Raw genomic sequence first — 15,705 nt, 5'->3', positions numbered from 1 at the left:
CGTCACGGACATGCGGATCGGTGAACTCGCGAAGAGAGCAGGCACCACGACCCGCGCGCTGCGGTTCTACGAGGCGCAGGGGCTGCTCGGGGTGCGGCGGTCGGCCAACGGCTACCGGGAGTACGACGAGGACGACGTCCAGCTGGTCAGCGAGATCCGGACGCTGCAGGCGATCGGGCTGAGCCTGGAGGACACCCGGCCGTTCGTCGAGTGCCTGCGCGCCGGGCACGAGACCGGCGACTCGTGCGCCGGGTCGATCGAGGTCTACGAGCGCAAGCTCGCGGAGATCGACGCGTGCCTGGAGCGGCTCAACAGCCTGAGAAACGGAATCACCCAGAAGCTGGCCGCGGCGATCGCGCGTCAGCCCGGACCGTGTGAGGTGCCATGATCGTCGTCACGGACGAGACGTTCGAACGGGAAGTGCTGCGGCAGGACAAGCCGGTGCTGGTGGACTTCTGGGCGCAGTGGTGCCCGCCGTGCCACATGATCGTGCCGGTGCTGGAGGAGATCGCGCGCGAACGCGACGACCTGGTGGTCCGCAAGCTCAACACGGACGAGAACCCGCTCGTCTCGCGGACCTACCAGGTCATGTCACTGCCCACGTTGATGTTGTTCGTCAACGGGGAGCCGGTGCGCTCCGTCGTCGGCGCGCGACCGAAGGCGAAGCTGCTGCGGGAGCTCGGACTAGAGCCCCAGGAAGTGCACGCCGCCGTCCACGAACACCATTGAACCGGTGGTCGCGGGGAACCAGTCGGACAGCAGGCCGCACACGGACTTCGCGACCGGCTCGTGGGCGTTCTCGACGTCCCAGCCCAGCGGGGCCTTCTCGCCCCACATCTTCTCCAGCTCGACGAAGCCGGGGATGGACTTGGCGGCCATCGTCTTCACCGGGCCGGCCGAGATCAGGTTGACCCGGATGCCGTCCTGGCCGAGGTCGCGCGCCATGTAGCGGTTGACCGCCTCGAACGCCGCCTTGGCGGGGCCCATCCAGTTGTACGCGGGCCACGCCTGGCGCGCGTCGAAGTCGAGGCCGACGACCGACGAGCCGCGGGTCAGCAGCGGCAGCACGGCCTTGACCAGCGACTTGTACGAGTACGCCGAGATCTCGACGGCCTTCGACACGTCCTCCCACGGCGCGTCCATGAACGGCTCGCCGAGGCACGACGGCGGCGCGTAGCCGATGGCGTGCACGACCCCGTCGAGGCCGTCGACGTGTTCGCGGACCCGGTCGGCCAGCGTGTCCAGGTGCTCCTGGTTCTGCACGTCCAGCTCGATCACCGGCGCCTCTTCGGGCAGGCGCTTGGCGATGCGCTCCACGAGGCTGAGCCGGCCGAACCCGGTCAGCACGACCTTCGCGCCCTGCTCCTGCGCGACCCGTGCGACGTGGAAGGCGATCGACGCGTCGGTGATGACACCGGTGACCAGCAGTCGCTTGCCTTCGAGCAGTCCCGTCACTTACGTCCTCCGATTAGGCGGTATTCAGCGGAAAGAGTGTCAGTGGCCCATGCCGAGGCCGCCGTCAACGGGCAGCACCGCGCCGTTGATGTAGCCCGCGTCGTCGGAGGCCAGGAACGTGACGGCCTTGGCGATCTCGTCGGCCGAACCGTAACGCCCGGCCGGGATCTTCTTCAGCGCCGCGTCGCGCACGGCTTCGGGCAGCGCGTCGGTCATGTCGGTCGTGATGAACCCCGGCGCGACGACGTTGGCGGTGATGTTGCGCGACCCGAGCTCAGCGGTGATCGAGCGCGCCATACCGATCATGCCCGCCTTGCTGGCGGCGTAGTTCACCTGACCGGGGCCACCCGAGAGCCCCACAACGGACGAGATGAACACGATCCGGCCGAACTTCTTGCGCAACATCCCCTTCGACGCGCGCTGGGCGAACCGGAACGCGCCCACGAGGTTCGCGTCGAGCACACGGGTGAACTGCTCCTCGCTCATGCGCAGCAGCAGCGTGTCGTCCGTGATGCCCGCGTTGGCCACCAGCACCTCGACCGGGCCGTGCGCGGCCTCCACCTCGGCGAACGCGGCGTCCACCTCGTCAGCGCTGGTGACGTCGCACTTCACGCCGAGCAGGCCCTCGGGAGCGCCCGAACCCCGGTGTGTCACCGCGACCTTGTCGCCCTGCGCGGCGAACGCCTTGGCGATGGCGAGGCCGATGCCCCGATTGCCCCCGGTGACCAGTACGGACCGTCCCACGACCACTCCCATCGGTGCTGGTTGACCGACCGAATCTATCCCCTACCGCTCAGTACCCCGTCATCGGCCGAGGCACGTCACACACGGGCTCGCCAAGATCACCTCCAGCGGCCGCCGGGACCGCGGGTAGGCCGTCATGGCCACTTTTGGGGACCTGAGGTCCGTGAAGGTGGCCATAACGGTCCTTCGGCGGGCGGGGGTGGGGGACGGGAGAATCGGGCGGGTGACCGCCTTTGAAGATCACCTCCGGGAGTTGGACGCCGATGTCCTCTCGGACTCGGCCAGCAGAGCGCTCTACTCCGCTGACGCCTCCAACTACCGGCACGTCCCACGGGTGATCATCAGGCCGAAATCGATCGACGCCGTCGTCGAGGCCGTCGCGATCGCCGCCGAACACGGCATCCCGATCACCAGCCGCGGCGCCGGCACGTCGATCGCGGGCAACGCCACCGGCACCGGACTTGTGATCGACTTCTCGCGGTACCTCGACCGCATCGAGGTCGAAGGCGACCGGGCGACGGTCCAGCCCGGAGCCGTCCTTGATCGGATCAACGAACAGTCGAAAACCCACCTCTTCGGCCCCGACCCGTCCACGCACTCGCGGTGCTCGGTCGGCGGCATGATCGGCAACAACGCCTGCGGCGCGCACTCCGTCAAATGGGGTAAGACCAGCGAGAACGTCAACTGGCTGGACGTGCTCACCGCGGACGGGCGACGGTTCCGCACGGATCAGCCACCCCCACTCGCCCTGCCGGAAGCCGACCCAAAGTGGTTTCCGAAACTCAGCCGTCGCGTCTCGGGCTACGCACTGGACGCGTTGCCGGACCTCACGAAAGCCCTGATCGGCACCGAGGGCACGTGCGTCGTGGTGCTCGGCGCCGGACTGAAACTCGTGCCGAAGCCCGAGCGGCGCATCCTCGTCGTCCTGGGGTTCGCCGACACCTACGACGCCGCCGACCAGGTCGTCGCCCTGCGCGAGCTGGACGTCCTGGCCGTCGAGGGCATCGACGAAGCCCTGGTCCGGGTTCTGCCGGCCAAGCCGGATCTTCCCGAAGGACGCAGCTGGTTGTTCGTCGAAGTCGAACACGATTCGACGGCGCGTGCGGTGGCCGAGCAGATCACTAGGAACAGTCGAACGGTGTACGACAATGCCGAACAGCGGGCGCTGTGGCGCATCCGGGAGGACGGCGCCGGCCTCGCTACACGTATGCCGGACGGGTCCGAGGCTTGGTCGGGCTGGGAGGACGCCGCCGTCCCGCCGGAGAATCTTGGGCGGTACCTGCGGGACTTCGACGCCTTGCTCGGCAGGCATGGCCGGCGGGGCATCACCTACGGCCACTACGGCGAGGGCTGCATCCACGTTCGCATCGACTTCGACTTCGCCAAGGGGCACCGGAGGTTCCTCGAGGAGGCCGCGGACCTGGTGATCAGCCACGGCGGGTCGCTGAGCGGCGAACACGGCGACGGGCAGGCGCGCGGCGAGTTGCTGAGCCGCATGTACCCGCCGGAGGCGATCAACGCGTTCAAGGCGTTCAAGCACGCGTTCGACCCGGACAACCTGCTCAACCCGGGACGCATCGTCGACCCGCTGCCCCTCGACCAGGACCTGCGGATTCTCGTGGCACCGCCGCGGATTCCCACGAGACAGGAGTTCGCCGCGGACACCCGCCGGTGCGTGGGCGTCGGCAAGTGCCTCAACACCAAGGGCGGCGTGATGTGCCCGAGCTACCGGGTCACCCGCGAGGAGAAGCACTCGACCCGCGGCCGCGCGCACCTGCTGTTCGAGATGCTCAACGGCGGCGTCATCAAGGACGGGTGGCGCTCGGCCGAGGTGCGCGACGCCCTCGACCTCTGCCTGTCCTGCAAGGGGTGCAAACGGGACTGTCCGGTCGACGTGGACATGGCGGCGTACAAGGCGGAGTTCCTGCACCACCACTACAAAGGCCGCATCCGGCCGGCGTCGCACTATTCCATGGGCTGGCTGCCGTTGTGGCTGCGGCTGAACCTGGTCAACCGGCTGACCACCAGGTTCCGCGCGCTCGGCGGAATAGCCCCGGAACGCGAGCTGCCGACACCAGCGAGAAGGACACTGCAGAAACTGGTCAAAACCAAGGGAGAGGGCACCCCGGTCCTGCTGTTCCCGGACACGTTCACCAACCACTTCGAACCGGACATCGGAGTCGATGCCGCGAACGTGCTGGCGCACCTGGGACACCGTGTCGAGGTACCGCCAGGGACTGTCTGTTGTGGACTGACGTGGCACTCGACCGGACAGCTCGGGATGGCCGAGCGCGTGCTCCGCCGCACAGCGCGCCTGCTCGCACCCTGGACGGAGCAGGGCATTGCGGTGGTCGGGCTGGAACCCAGCTGTACCGCGTTCCTGCGCAAAGACGCCCCGAAGCTCACTGCGGACGAGAATGTCCAAAAACTGGCCATATCGGTCCGGACGTTCGCCGAACAAGTTGCGTCCGAGCTGCCCACACTCGAAATTCACGGAAACGCATTGGTCCAGACCCACTGCCACCAGTACGCGGATCTCGGGTTCGACGCCGATCGCCGCGCGTTCCGGGCCGCGGGGATCGAAGCGACCGTACTCGACTCCGGTTGTTGCGGTCTGGCCGGGAATTTCGGCTTCGAGAAGGGGCACCACGAGGTATCGATGGCGTGCGGCGAAAGGGTCCTACTGCCCGCGGTTCGTGCGACAAACGACCTGGTGGTGGCCGATGGATTCAGTTGCCGAACGCAAATCCGCCAGGGCAGCGGGAAAGAGCCTGTTCATCTGGCAACTGTGATCGCGAACGCGCTGGGCCTGACGTCCAAAAGAAACGTAACGAGACGACAACTTCACTCTTAAGTAGGGAAATCCCGGTAACCCTGAACCGGAACTGGGGAACTTTCGTTCTCCATCCCATGCACAAACACGGGCTGCGGGAGCGCCTCACCGGCGGCGCGCCGATCTTTCCGCTGGCAGTCCTTTTCGGACTCAACATCACAGACGAACTCGATACGCTCGCGTTCCAGGCACTGACCCCGGAGATCCGGGACGCGTTCGGCCTGTCCAACAGCCAGATCATCGCCATGGGCACGATTCTCGGCATCAGTTTGATGCTGGGTTCGGTGCCTTCGGGATTCCTGGGCGACCGCGCGAACCGCGTGCGACTCGCCAGCTGCGCGGCTCTGCTCTGGGGCGTCGCGGGCGCGTTCACCGGACTTGCCGCGACGTTCACGGTTTTCGTGCTGTTGAGGATCGTCGCGGCCGTCGCCCGCGTGTCCAACGAGCCCATCCATTCCAGCCTGCTCGCCGACTTCTACCCACCACGAAGGCTGCCCGGGATCTTTTTCGTGCACCGCCTGGCGAACCCGTCCGCAGCAGCGGCGGGTGTGCTGATCGGCTGGCTCGGTTCCACCTACGGGTGGCAGCTCACGTTCGTGCTGATCTCGTTGCCCACCTTCGTGATCGCGCTTTTGGGTCTGCGCTTGTCCGAACCGGTGCGCGGCGGCACGATGGGGATCAAGACGGCGACACCCGCCGTCGGATTCCGCGAAGCGTGCCGCCAACTCTTCGCCGTGCGAACGTTGCGCGGCCTTTGGGTGGGCGCCTTGTTGCTGGGCATGCTGATCATCCCGTTGCGGCAGCTGCAGTCGCTGTTGTTCGAACAGCGTTTCGGCTACGGCCCCGTCGGACGCGGAACGATTCTCGCGCTCGGCGGCTTCGGGTTGATCGCCGGCATCATCGTCGGCGGCTACCTCGCGGAACGCGCCGTTTCACGCGGCAACATCCGCGGGCTCGGATTCGTGGTCGGCGCGACGATCGCCATCGTCGCGCTCACGCAGAGCGGCATGGTCGTGATGCCGTGGGAGAGCTTGGTTCTCGTCGTCAAGTTCATCAACGCCGCGGTGATCGGCGCTTACCAGCCGGCTTTCTACACGTTGGTGAGCTACGTCTCGCCACCGAACGTCCGGTCCCAGGCGTATGCCTGGGCGTACGGACTTTCCGGCGCGGGCGGCGTGCTCTCCCTCGGCATCACGACATTCACGGCGCCGCTCGGAGCGGGCACGAGCCTGCTCGCACTGTCCGGGTTCGCGGCGCTCGCGGGCGCCGCGATTCTCCGGTCGACCCGCCATATCAACGAGGACCAGATCGTCCCGACACTGCGTCAAGAGGAGATTTCCCTCCGATGAAGAGCTTGGTCGAGCTAGTCAGCGGCCATGCACAACTCCGCCCCCACCACACCGCGTTGACCTTCCTTGCGGACGGCGAAAACGTCACAGCCCGCATGGACTACGCGGAGATCGACCGGAAAGCACGGTCGATCGCGTCCCGACTCGGTCGGCCGGGCGAGCGTGCTTTGCTGCTCTACCCCTCCGGACCCGATTTCGTCACCGCGTTCCTCGGCTGTCTCTACGCCGGCGTGATCGCGGTTCCCGCCTATCCCCCGATGTCCGACAAACACCTGGCCCGGTTGCACGCCGTCGTCGACGACGCGCAGGCCTCGCTCGTGCTCACGTTGCACGGGCTGGACTTCCCGGGCATGGAGGTGATCGCTACCGACGAACTCGAAGACGCCTCCGGCGACTGGCGCCGGCCCGAACTGCCGGACGTCGCGTTCCTGCAGTACACCTCGGGTTCCACGGGAAACCCCAAGGGCGTCGTCCTGACGCACGCCAACCTGTTGAGCAACCTCGAAATGCTGGCCCGGGCGACCGACCACGGTGGCCCCCCGAAGTTCGTGTCGTGGCTTCCGCTGTTCCACGACATGGGCCTCATCGCCAAGCTGCTGCACGCGTTCTACTGGGGCGCCGAGTGCGTGGTGATGCCACCACAGGCGTTCCTGCAGGACCCGATCCGCTGGCTGCGCGCGATCAGCGAGCACGGCGGCACCGTCAGCGGCGCCCCGAACTTCGCGTTCAACCTGTGCGTACGGCGCACGACCGCGGAGCAGCGCGAGGGCCTGGACCTGAGCAGCTGGCGCGTCGCCTACGACGCGGCCGAGCCGGTGCGCGCGAGCACACTGCGATCGTTCGCGAACACGTTCGGACCGTACGGATTCCGCCCGGAGACGGCATTCCCGTGCTACGGCCTGGCCGAGAACTCGGTGTTCGTCTGCGGCCCCGGCTGGGACGCGACGCCGAAGGTGTCCACTGTGGATCGTTCCGCGCTGGAACGCCATGAGGTGCGGCCGGGCACGCACGAGCTGGTCGGGCTCGGCCGGGTGTCGGGCGACCAGCGGCTGCGCATCGTGTCCCAGCAGGGCGTGGTACTCGGCCCGAACGCGGTCGGCGAGGTGTGGACGACCGGTGCCAGCACCGGAATCGGCTACTGGCGCCGCCCCGACGAGAGCCTCGCGACGTTCGGCAACGTGCTGCCCGGCGAGCCGGGCACCTGGCTGCGCACCGGCGACCTCGGGTTCCTCGACGAGACCGGCGAGCTGTTCCTCACCGGCCGGCTCAAGGATCTGATCATCGTCAACGGCCGCAACATCTACCCGCAGGACCTGGAACGCACCGCCGAGGCGACGCATCCGGGGCTGCGCAAGGGCTGCGGCGCGGCGTTCTCCGTCGGCGACGACGAGAAGGTCGTCATCGTGTACGAGGTGCTGGACGCCCACGCCGAGTCGGGCCTGACCGTCGCCGCGGCGCTCGCCGCGGAACACGACGTCTCGTTGTACGAACTGGTGCTCATCCGCCCGAAGACCGTGCCGAAGACGTCCAGCGGCAAGATCGCCCGGCGGGCCTGCCGGCAGGGCTACCTGGACGGCACGCTCGACGTGATCGGCCGCTGGCGGCCGGTCTACGACGAGGTGCTCGCGATCGTCAGCGAACGCATCGGCAAGGGCATCGCACCCGGTCAGGCGTTCGCGAGCGCCGGGGTCGACTCGGTGACCGCGGTCGCGATCTCCGGTGACCTGCAACGGCTGCTGGGCCGTCCGCTGCCGGCGACGCTGCTGTTCGACCACCCGACTCCCGAGGCGGTGGCCGCGTTCCTGTCCGGGACCGAAGTCCGGCCGTCCGTCGCCGCCCACGGCGCGGACGAGCCGATCGCGGTCATCGGGCTCGGCTGCCGGTTCCCCGGCGCGGGCAACCCGGACGAGTTCTGGGAGCTGCTCGACCGCGGCGGTGACGCGATCACCGAACGGGACGGCGTGCGCGGCGGTTTCCTGGAGAACGTCGCCGACTTCGACCCGGAGTTCTTCGGCATCGCGCCGGCCGAGGCCACGGGCATGGACCCGCAGCAGCGCCTGCTGCTGGAGGTGGCCTGGGAGGCCCTGGAACACGCCGGCATCGCGCCCACCTCGCTCGCGGGCGGCGGAACCGGCGTCTTCGTCGGTATCAGCAACAACGACTACGCGCGGCTGCTGGGTGATCGGCTGGACGCGCATTACGGCACGGGCAACGCGTTGAGCATCGCGGCGAACAGGTTGTCGTACCTGCTGGACCTGCGCGGTCCGAGCGTCGCGATCGACACGGCGTGCTCGTCGTCGCTGGTCGCGGTCCACCAGGCGCGTGCGTCACTGCGGCGTGGGGAGTCGCAGTTGGCGCTGGCCGGTGGCGTGAACCTGATTCTTGCCCCTCATCTGTCAACTGTTTTCAGTCAGGCGCGCATGTTGTCCGCCGACGGACGCTGCAAGACGTTCAGCGCCGACGCCGACGGGTACGTGCGCTCCGAGGGCTGCGGGGTCGTGGTGCTGAAGCCGCTGTCGACCGCGCTGGCCGACGGCGACGAGGTGCTGGCCGTGATCCGCGGCTCGGCGGTGAACCAGGACGGCCGCAGCAACGGCCTGACCGCGCCCAACGGCCCGGCCCAGAAGGCCGTGGTCACCGGCGCCTGGGCCGACGCGGGCGTGACCGCCGCCGACATCGGGTACGTCGAGGCGCACGGCACCGGCACGCCGCTCGGCGATCCCATCGAGTACGGGGCGCTCGCGGACGTGTTGCGCGGCAACGAGGGCTGTCTGCTCGCGTCGGTCAAGACCAACATCGGGCACCTCGAGTCGGCGGCCGGGATCGCGGGCCTGATCAAGGTCGTGCTGTCGTTGCGGCACAACCGGATTCCGGCCCACCGGAACCTGAGCGTGCTCAACCCGCACATCGACGCGGCCGGCTCACCGTTGTCGATTCCGGCGTCCGCCACCGAGTGGCCCCGGAAGATCGCGGGCGTCAGCTCGTTCGGCTTCGGCGGCACCAACGCGCACGTCGTCGTCGCCGCGGCACCGGAACAGCCGATCAAGCGTTCCCCGGCCGACCGGTACGTGCTGGCGTTGTCCGCGCACACCGAGTCCGCGTTGCGGGAGCTGGCGCTGCTGTTCGCGGACCGGCTGGCCGAGGGCGACCTGCACGCGGCGGACGTGTGCGCCACGGCCAACTCCGGCCGTGCGCCGCAACGGTTCCGGCTGGCCGTCGCCGGCCGTGACACCGCCGAGCTGGCCGCCGCGTTGTCGGACTTCGTGCTCGGCAGGCACGTGACGCCGGCCGACGACCTGGCCACGGCGTGGCTCGCGGGTACCTCGGTGCGGTGGCCGTACCGGGGACGCAGGGTGTCGTTGCCGACCACGCCGTTCCAGCGGTCGCGGTACTGGCTGCCCGAGCCAGTGCAGCAGTATGTGTGGCAGCGGGTCGTGGCGCCGGGCGGTGTGCCGGTGTTCGACGACCACCGTGTGCAGGGCCAGGTCGTGGTGCCCGGCGTGAGCTACGTCGAGATGGCGCTGTCCGCGGCGTTCGAGCTGACCGGCGTGCGGCATCGGGCGGAGGACGTCGAGTTCCGGGCCGTCCTCGCGCTCACCGGACGGCAGAGCATAAAAGTGGCCCTCGACGACCGGATGCGGTTCACCATCCACAGTGGACCAGAATCCACGCTGCACGCGACCGGCCGGCTCGTGCCCGAGCCGGTGATCCAGGCCGACCCGATCCAGCTGCGAGGCCGTCAGGTCTCGGCCGGGGAGTACTACGAGATCATGTCGCGCAGCGTCGAGTACGGCCCCTCGCTGCGCTGCGTGCGGCAGGCGTGGGTGGCCGACGGCGAGTCGTTCGCCGCGCTCGCGCCGTCCAGCACGGAAGCGTTGCTGGACACGGGTTTCCAGCTCCTCGGGCTGCTGCTCGACGGCAGTTCGCTGGTGCTGCCCGTCGGCATCGAGCGGGTGACCGTGCTGCGGCCGTGGTCCGGTCCGGTGACCGCGCACGCGACGCAGCTGGCGCCCGGATACGGCACCGTGCGCTGGTGGGACGCCGTGGGCGTGTTCGCCGAAGCGCAGGGCATGCGGCTCAAGATCGCCGAACAGACCAATGCCCGGCAGAGCGCCGGCGTCGCCGCCACGTTCGAGGTCGAGGACGTCGGCAAGCAGCTGCGCGATCGGCTGGCGCTGGTGCTGGAGATCGACCCGGCGCGCATCGACGACCAGCAGCCGATGACCGACCTGGGCCTCGACTCGCTGATGTCCATGGATCTGCTGGGCGACCTGAAGCGGGACCTCGGCGTCGACGTGCCCGCGGTGCGGGTGCTCAGCGGCGCCAGCCTCGCCGAGCTCACCGAGACGGTGCTGGCCCAGCTCACCGAACTGACCGACGACCAGGAACGAGAGGAGTTCGTACTGTGATCAGGGAGCTCCTGGACGACTTGAAGGCGGCACGGATCCGCCTCGCGCTCGACGGCGACTCGCTGCGGGTGTCCGCGCCGCGGGACGCCGACACCACCGGGTTGCGGCTGCGGCTCGCCACCCACAAGGCCGCGCTGGTCGAGCACCTGCGCGCGCAGGAGGCCGCGGTCGGCCCGATCGAGGTCGTGCCGCGTGCAGATCTGCCGCTCGCACCGAACCAGCGGGCGTTGTGGCTGCTGGACGAGTTGGACGGCAACCAGTCCACCTACGTGCTGACCGGTGCGGCGCGGTTCGAGGGACCACTCGACGTAGCACTGCTGGAACGGTGCCTGAACACGATCGCCGAGCGGCACGAGTCCCTGCGCACGGCGTTCCGGCCCGGCCCGGTTCAGGTCGTGCTGCCGCCCGCACCGGTGCCGTTGCCCGTGATCGACGTCGCGGAGGACGAGGCCGGCGCGCTGGTCCGGGCACACGCGGCCCAGCCGTTCGACCTCGCCGAGGGCCGGCTGTTACGGGCGGTGTTGCTGCGGCTCGGGCCCTCGTCGCACCACCTCGTGTTGTCCGTGCACCACATCTGCGCCGACGCGTGGTCGCTCGGGGTGCTGTTCCGCGAGCTGTTCGTCCTCCTCGCGGGCGGCGAACCCTCACGGCTCGCGGTGCAGTACCCGGACGTCGCCGTGTGGCGGCACCGCGCACTGTCCCCTGTGGACGAAGAGCGGCAGCTCGAGTACTGGGAGACCGTGCTCGACGGCGCTCCCCCGCTGCTCGAGCTGCCGGCCGACCGGCCGCGGCCCGCGCGCCAGTCGTTCCGCGGAGGCGTGGTGAAACGGGTGCTGCCCGACGACGTCGTGGCCGGGGTGCGGGAGCTGGCGCGGTCGTTGCGCGTCACGCCGTACTCCGTGCTGCTCGCGTCGTGGTCGGCGGTGCTCGGCCGGTATGCGCGGGTCGACGACCTGGTGATCGGCTCGCCGGTCAGCTACCGGCAGCGGCCGGAGACCACGCCGTTGATCGGGTACTTCGTGAACGCGCTGGCGTGGCGGATCTCGCTGGACGGCGACCCGTCGTTCGCCGATCTCGTGTCGCGCGTGCACACGCGGTGCGCGGAGGGCTACGACCACGCGGACGTGCCGTTCGAACAGGTCGTGGCGCGGCTGCGGCCGGACCGGTCGCTACGGCACGCGCCGGTGTTCCAGACGATGTTCATCCAGTACGAGGCGCCGATCCGGGAGACGCGGATCGGTGATCTGACGGCGTATCCCGAGGAGGTGCACGGCGGTGCGTCGAAGTTCGACCTGACGCTCACCGCCGAGGAACACCCGTCCGAACTGCGGTGTGCGCTGGAGTTCGCGGCGGACCTGTTCGATCCGGAGACGGCCGCGGGCTATCTGGAGCACTGGGAGACGTTGCTGCGCAACGCCCTGGTCGCTCCCGCGACGCCGGTGTCGCGGCTGGAGCTGCTCGGTGCCGACGAACGTTTCCGGTTGCTGGACGCGTGGAACCAGACATCTCGGGACGTGCCGGACACGACGCTGCCCGAGCTCGTGGCGGCCCAGGTGAGGCGCACGCCGTCGGACGTCGCGTTGATCGCGGGCGGGAAGTCGCTGACCTACGCCGAGCTGTGGGACCAGGCCGGTGAGGTGGCCTCGCGGCTTGCGGCGCTGGGTGTCGGGCGCGGCTCGCTGGTCGGGATCCTGTTGCCGCGCACCGCTGATCTGGTGATCGCGTTGCTCGGTGTGCTGCGGTCCGGTGCGGCATACCTGCCGCTGGATCCGGCCGCTCCCCTGGCCCGTCGTGAGCACATCACGGCGGACGCCGAGGTCTCGCTGGTGATCGACGACCTGTGGTCGCTGCTGGGCGGGCCGGCGGAGCCGTTCGACGGTCCCGAACCGGGTGATCTCGCGTACGTCATGTACACCTCGGGATCGACCGGGCGGCCCAAGGGCGTCATGGTCGAGCACCGCAACGTGGTGAACTTCTGCTACGCCATGAACGACGTGCTGGGTTCCCCCAGCCGCTGGCTGGCCGTGACCACGGTGTCGTTCGACATCTCGGTGCTGGAGCTGGTCTGGACGCTCACCACGGGCGCTTCCGTGGTGCTGCAACCGGATCACGCGGCGACACCGGCGAAGGTGGCGGACCTGAGCCTGTTCTACTTCGGCACGAACCAGGGTTATCGGCTGCTGCTGGAAGGCGCGAAGTTCGCCGACCGCAACGGTTTCGAGGCGGTGTGGACGCCCGAGCGGCACTTCCACGAGTTCGGCGCGCCCTTCCCCAACCCGGCGGTGGTCGGCGCGGCGATCGCGGCGTGCACGTCGCGGATCGGCATCCGCGCGGGCAGCGTCGTCGCGCCGTTGCAGGACCCGCTGCGGATCGCCGAGGAGTGGTCGGTCGTCGACAACCTGTCCGATGGCCGCGTGGGCGTGTCGTTCGCGTCCGGCTGGCAGGCCAACGACTTCGTGCTCGCGCCGGAGAACTACGCCGACCGCAAGCACGTCATGATGTCTGCTTTGGATGATGTGCGGAAGTTGTGGCAGGGCGGTTCGCTGGTGCGCACGAACGGTACCGGCGAGTCCATCGAGGTCTCGGTGCAACCGCGACCGGTGCAGCCCGACCTGCCGGTGTGGCTCACCGCGGCCGGCAGCGTGGCGACGTTCGAGGCGGCCGGCGAGTGCGGCGCGAACCTGCTCACGCACCTGCTCGGTCAGGACCTGGACCAGCTCGCCGAGCGGATCTCGGTGTACCGCAAGGCCCGCGCCCGCGCCGGGCACGACGGTCCGGGTCGCGTGACGCTGATGGTGCACACGTTCGTCGGCCCGGATCCGGCGGCCGTCCGGGCGGCGGTGCGCGACCCGTTCCGCGCGTACCTCTCGTCCTCCGCGGACCTGATGCGCAACCTGGCCAAGGCGTCGGACGCCGATGTCGAGGCCATGCTCGACCGGGCGTTCGAGCGGCACTACCACAGCTCCGGTCTCTTCGGCACGCCCGCGCACGTCGCCGAGAAGCTGGCGGCGATCACGGACGCGGGCGTCGACGAGGTCGCGTGCCTCATCGACTTCGGTGTCCCCGAGGACGTGGTGCTCGCTTCGCTGGAACACCTCGCCGCGGCGCGTGATCTGCACGCCCGGCGGGCGGCCGACACGTCCGTGCCGGGGCTGATCGCCTCGCACGGCGTGACGCACCTGCAGTGCACGCCGTCGCAGGCGGCGATGATCCTGCTGGAGCCGGGTGGCCGGGAGGCGTTGGCGTCGCTGGAAAGCCTGCTGGTCGGTGGCGAGGCGTTGCCCGCCGCGCTGTCGGAAGAGCTGTCGTCGTTGGTGCCGCTGCGGAACATGTACGGGCCGACGGAGACGACGATCTGGTCGTGCACCGGGTCGGACTCCTTCATCGGACGCCCGATCGCGAACACTTCGGTGTACGTGCTCGATCCGGCCCAGGCGCCGGTTCCCGTTGGTGTGCCAGGAGAGTTGTACATCGGCGGCCGCGGTGTCACGCGCGGGTACCTGGGCCGGGCGGACCTCACGGCGTCCCGGTTCGTGCCTTCGCCGTTCGGTGACGGCGTGCTGTACCGGACCGGCGACCTCGTGCGGTACCGGCGCGACGGCGTGCTGGAGTTCCTGGGCCGCACCGACGACCAGGTGAAGCTGCGCGGTTACCGCATCGAGCCGGGCGAGATCGAGTCGGTGCTGCGCGAGCACCCGTCGGTCACCGGCGCGGCCGTGGTGCTGCGGGAGAACCGTCTGGTGGCCTACGTGACCGGTTCCGCGGACGTCCGGGAGTACTTGGAATCCCGGCTGCCCGAGTACATGGTGCCGTCGCACATCGTGGCGCTGGAGTCGTTGCCCTACACGCCGAACGGCAAACTGGACCGCCGAGCGCTCCCCGCACCCGGCGGTCCCTCGTCGGGTTCGGTGGCCCCGCGCGACTTCCGGGAACTGCGGATGGCCGCGTTGTTCGAGGAAGTGCTCGACGTGCGCCCGATCGGTGTGCACGACGACTTCTTCCGATCCGGTGGCCACTCGCTGCTGGCGGTCCAGCTGCTCGCGCGGGTGGAACGCGAGTTCGGTGAACGCCTGCCGCTGTCGTCGCTGTTCCAGGCGCCGACCGTGGCCGGCCTGGTCCGACTGCTCGACGCGATCGACCACCCGCGCATGCTGGTGCCGCTACGCCCGTCCGGCTCGGTGCCGCTGTTCGTGCTGCCGGGTGCGGGTGGCGGGCTCGTTTCGTTGTACGAGCTGGTGTCGCGGCTGCCTGCTGATTTCGCCGTCTACGGGCTCCAACCCGTGTACGCCGCTTCGGGATCCTCGGTCGAGGAGCTGGCTTCCTCTTATCTGGAGGAGATCCTCGCGGTACAGCCTTCGGGTCCGTACCGGCTCGTCGGTCACTCGTTCGGCGGCGGCATCGCGTTTGAGGTCGCGTGCCGGCTGCGCGCGTCCGGTGCGTCGGTGGCGTTCCTCGGTATGGCGGACACGTTCCCTCCGGGTGTGCCGCTGTCGTCCGAACCGGCCACGCACGCCGAGTGGATCGAGTCCGTGGCGGGTCTGTTCCACCGCAACTACGGGCGTGATCCCGGCGTCCGGGCCGCGGATCTCGCCGGCCTGGACGACCTGGCGCAGGAGGAGTACCTGCGGTCCCGCATGCGGGCGCTGGACCTGCTGCCGCCCGAGATGGACTCCGTGCAGTTCAGCGGGTTCCTGCGCACGTTGTGGGCGGACCAGCGGAGCACGTACACGCCCGCCGAGACGTTCGACGGGCGCATCGTGTACTTCGCGGCGGTGCAGTCGTCCGAGCAGTGGCAGGGCTGGGCGGAGTTCTCCGGTGAGCCGATCGAGGTGGTCACCGTGCCCGGTGACCACTTCACGATGCTGACGGCTCCGCACGTGGACGTCCTGGCTTCGGAGATCGCCTCCCGCTGATT

At 69.2% G+C, this 15,705-nt stretch carries 8 protein-coding genes and 2 pseudogenes; 8 read left to right on the top strand and 2 right to left on the bottom strand.

Annotated elements, in window-relative coordinates:
- Positions 1 to 10 precede the first annotated feature (10 nt).
- Positions 11 to 388: a MerR family transcriptional regulator gene (locus tag QSK35_RS18415; RefSeq protein WP_285747702.1), complete on the top strand. Its 378-nt coding sequence runs from the start codon at positions 11 to 13 to the stop codon at positions 386 to 388.
- Complete coding sequence (gene trxA / locus QSK35_RS18410; protein ID WP_285747700.1) at positions 385 to 729, top strand: thioredoxin; 345 nt, start codon at positions 385 to 387, stop codon at positions 727 to 729. The genes QSK35_RS18415 and trxA overlap by 4 nt, the downstream gene beginning before the upstream one ends.
- On the opposite strand, the gene fabI is transcribed toward trxA, so the two are convergent.
- Both fabI and fabG read right to left on the bottom strand, forming a co-directional pair.
- Positions 685 to 1,455, bottom strand: a complete 771-nt coding sequence (gene fabI / locus QSK35_RS18405) for an enoyl-ACP reductase FabI (RefSeq protein WP_285747698.1) — start codon at positions 1,453 to 1,455, stop codon at positions 685 to 687. The two genes, trxA and fabI, sit on opposite strands and share 45 nt — an antisense overlap.
- A 39-nt stretch (positions 1,456 to 1,494) precedes the next feature.
- On the bottom strand, positions 1,495 to 2,199 hold the full coding sequence (fabG, locus tag QSK35_RS18400; RefSeq protein WP_285747696.1) for a beta-ketoacyl-ACP reductase: 705 nt from the start codon (positions 2,197 to 2,199) through the stop codon (positions 1,495 to 1,497).
- A gap of 136 nt (positions 2,200 to 2,335) precedes the next feature.
- On the opposite strand from fabG, the gene QSK35_RS18395 reads away from it, so the two are divergent.
- From QSK35_RS18395 to QSK35_RS42860, 6 genes and pseudogenes are all read left to right on the top strand, one after another.
- On the top strand, positions 2,336 to 5,053 hold the full coding sequence (locus QSK35_RS18395) for an FAD-binding and (Fe-S)-binding domain-containing protein (RefSeq protein ID WP_502881679.1): 2,718 nt from the start codon (positions 2,336 to 2,338) through the stop codon (positions 5,051 to 5,053).
- A gap of 56 nt (positions 5,054 to 5,109) precedes the next feature.
- The gene (locus tag QSK35_RS18390; RefSeq protein ID WP_285748270.1) at positions 5,110 to 6,381 is read left to right on the top strand and encodes an MFS transporter; all 1,272 of its coding nucleotides are present in this window, start codon (positions 5,110 to 5,112) and stop codon (positions 6,379 to 6,381) included.
- Positions 6,378 to 10,790: a beta-ketoacyl synthase N-terminal-like domain-containing protein gene (locus QSK35_RS18385; protein ID WP_285747693.1), complete on the top strand. Its 4,413-nt coding sequence runs from the start codon at positions 6,378 to 6,380 to the stop codon at positions 10,788 to 10,790. Before QSK35_RS18390 ends, QSK35_RS18385 begins: the two co-directional genes overlap by 4 nt.
- Positions 10,787 to 12,259: pseudogene (locus QSK35_RS42870) on the top strand (condensation domain-containing protein); the annotation flags it as partial. The gene QSK35_RS18385 and the pseudogene QSK35_RS42870, both read left to right, overlap by 4 nt.
- Before the next feature lie 45 nt (positions 12,260 to 12,304).
- Positions 12,305 to 12,862: pseudogene (locus QSK35_RS42865) on the top strand (AMP-binding protein); the annotation flags it as partial.
- Positions 12,842 to 15,703: a MupA/Atu3671 family FMN-dependent luciferase-like monooxygenase gene (locus QSK35_RS42860; RefSeq protein WP_502881684.1), complete on the top strand. Its 2,862-nt coding sequence runs from the start codon at positions 12,842 to 12,844 to the stop codon at positions 15,701 to 15,703. The pseudogene QSK35_RS42865 and the gene QSK35_RS42860, both read left to right, overlap by 21 nt.
- Positions 15,704 to 15,705 lie beyond the last annotated feature (2 nt).

This window comes from Lentzea sp. NBRC 105346 (assembly GCF_030269605.1).
Classification (GTDB): domain Bacteria; phylum Actinomycetota; class Actinomycetes; order Mycobacteriales; family Pseudonocardiaceae; genus Lentzea.
The sequence above is the reverse complement of the archived record's forward strand: the minus strand, read 5'-3'. Positions and strand labels throughout refer to the sequence as shown.

Excerpts from the sequence above, each read along its gene's own strand:
- QSK35_RS18415 (WP_285747702.1), top strand. The coding sequence starts at position 11 with ATGCGGATCGGTGAACTCGCGAAGAGAGCAGGCACCACGACCCGCGCG.
- QSK35_RS18390 (WP_285748270.1), top strand. The coding sequence starts at position 5,110 with ATGCACAAACACGGGCTGCGGGAGCGCCTCACCGGCGGCGCGCCGATC.
- QSK35_RS18395 (WP_502881679.1), top strand. The coding sequence starts at position 2,336 with ATGGCCACTTTTGGGGACCTGAGGTCCGTGAAGGTGGCCATAACGGTC.
- QSK35_RS18385 (WP_285747693.1), top strand. The coding sequence starts at position 6,378 with ATGAAGAGCTTGGTCGAGCTAGTCAGCGGCCATGCACAACTCCGCCCC.
- trxA (WP_285747700.1), top strand. The coding sequence starts at position 385 with ATGATCGTCGTCACGGACGAGACGTTCGAACGGGAAGTGCTGCGGCAG.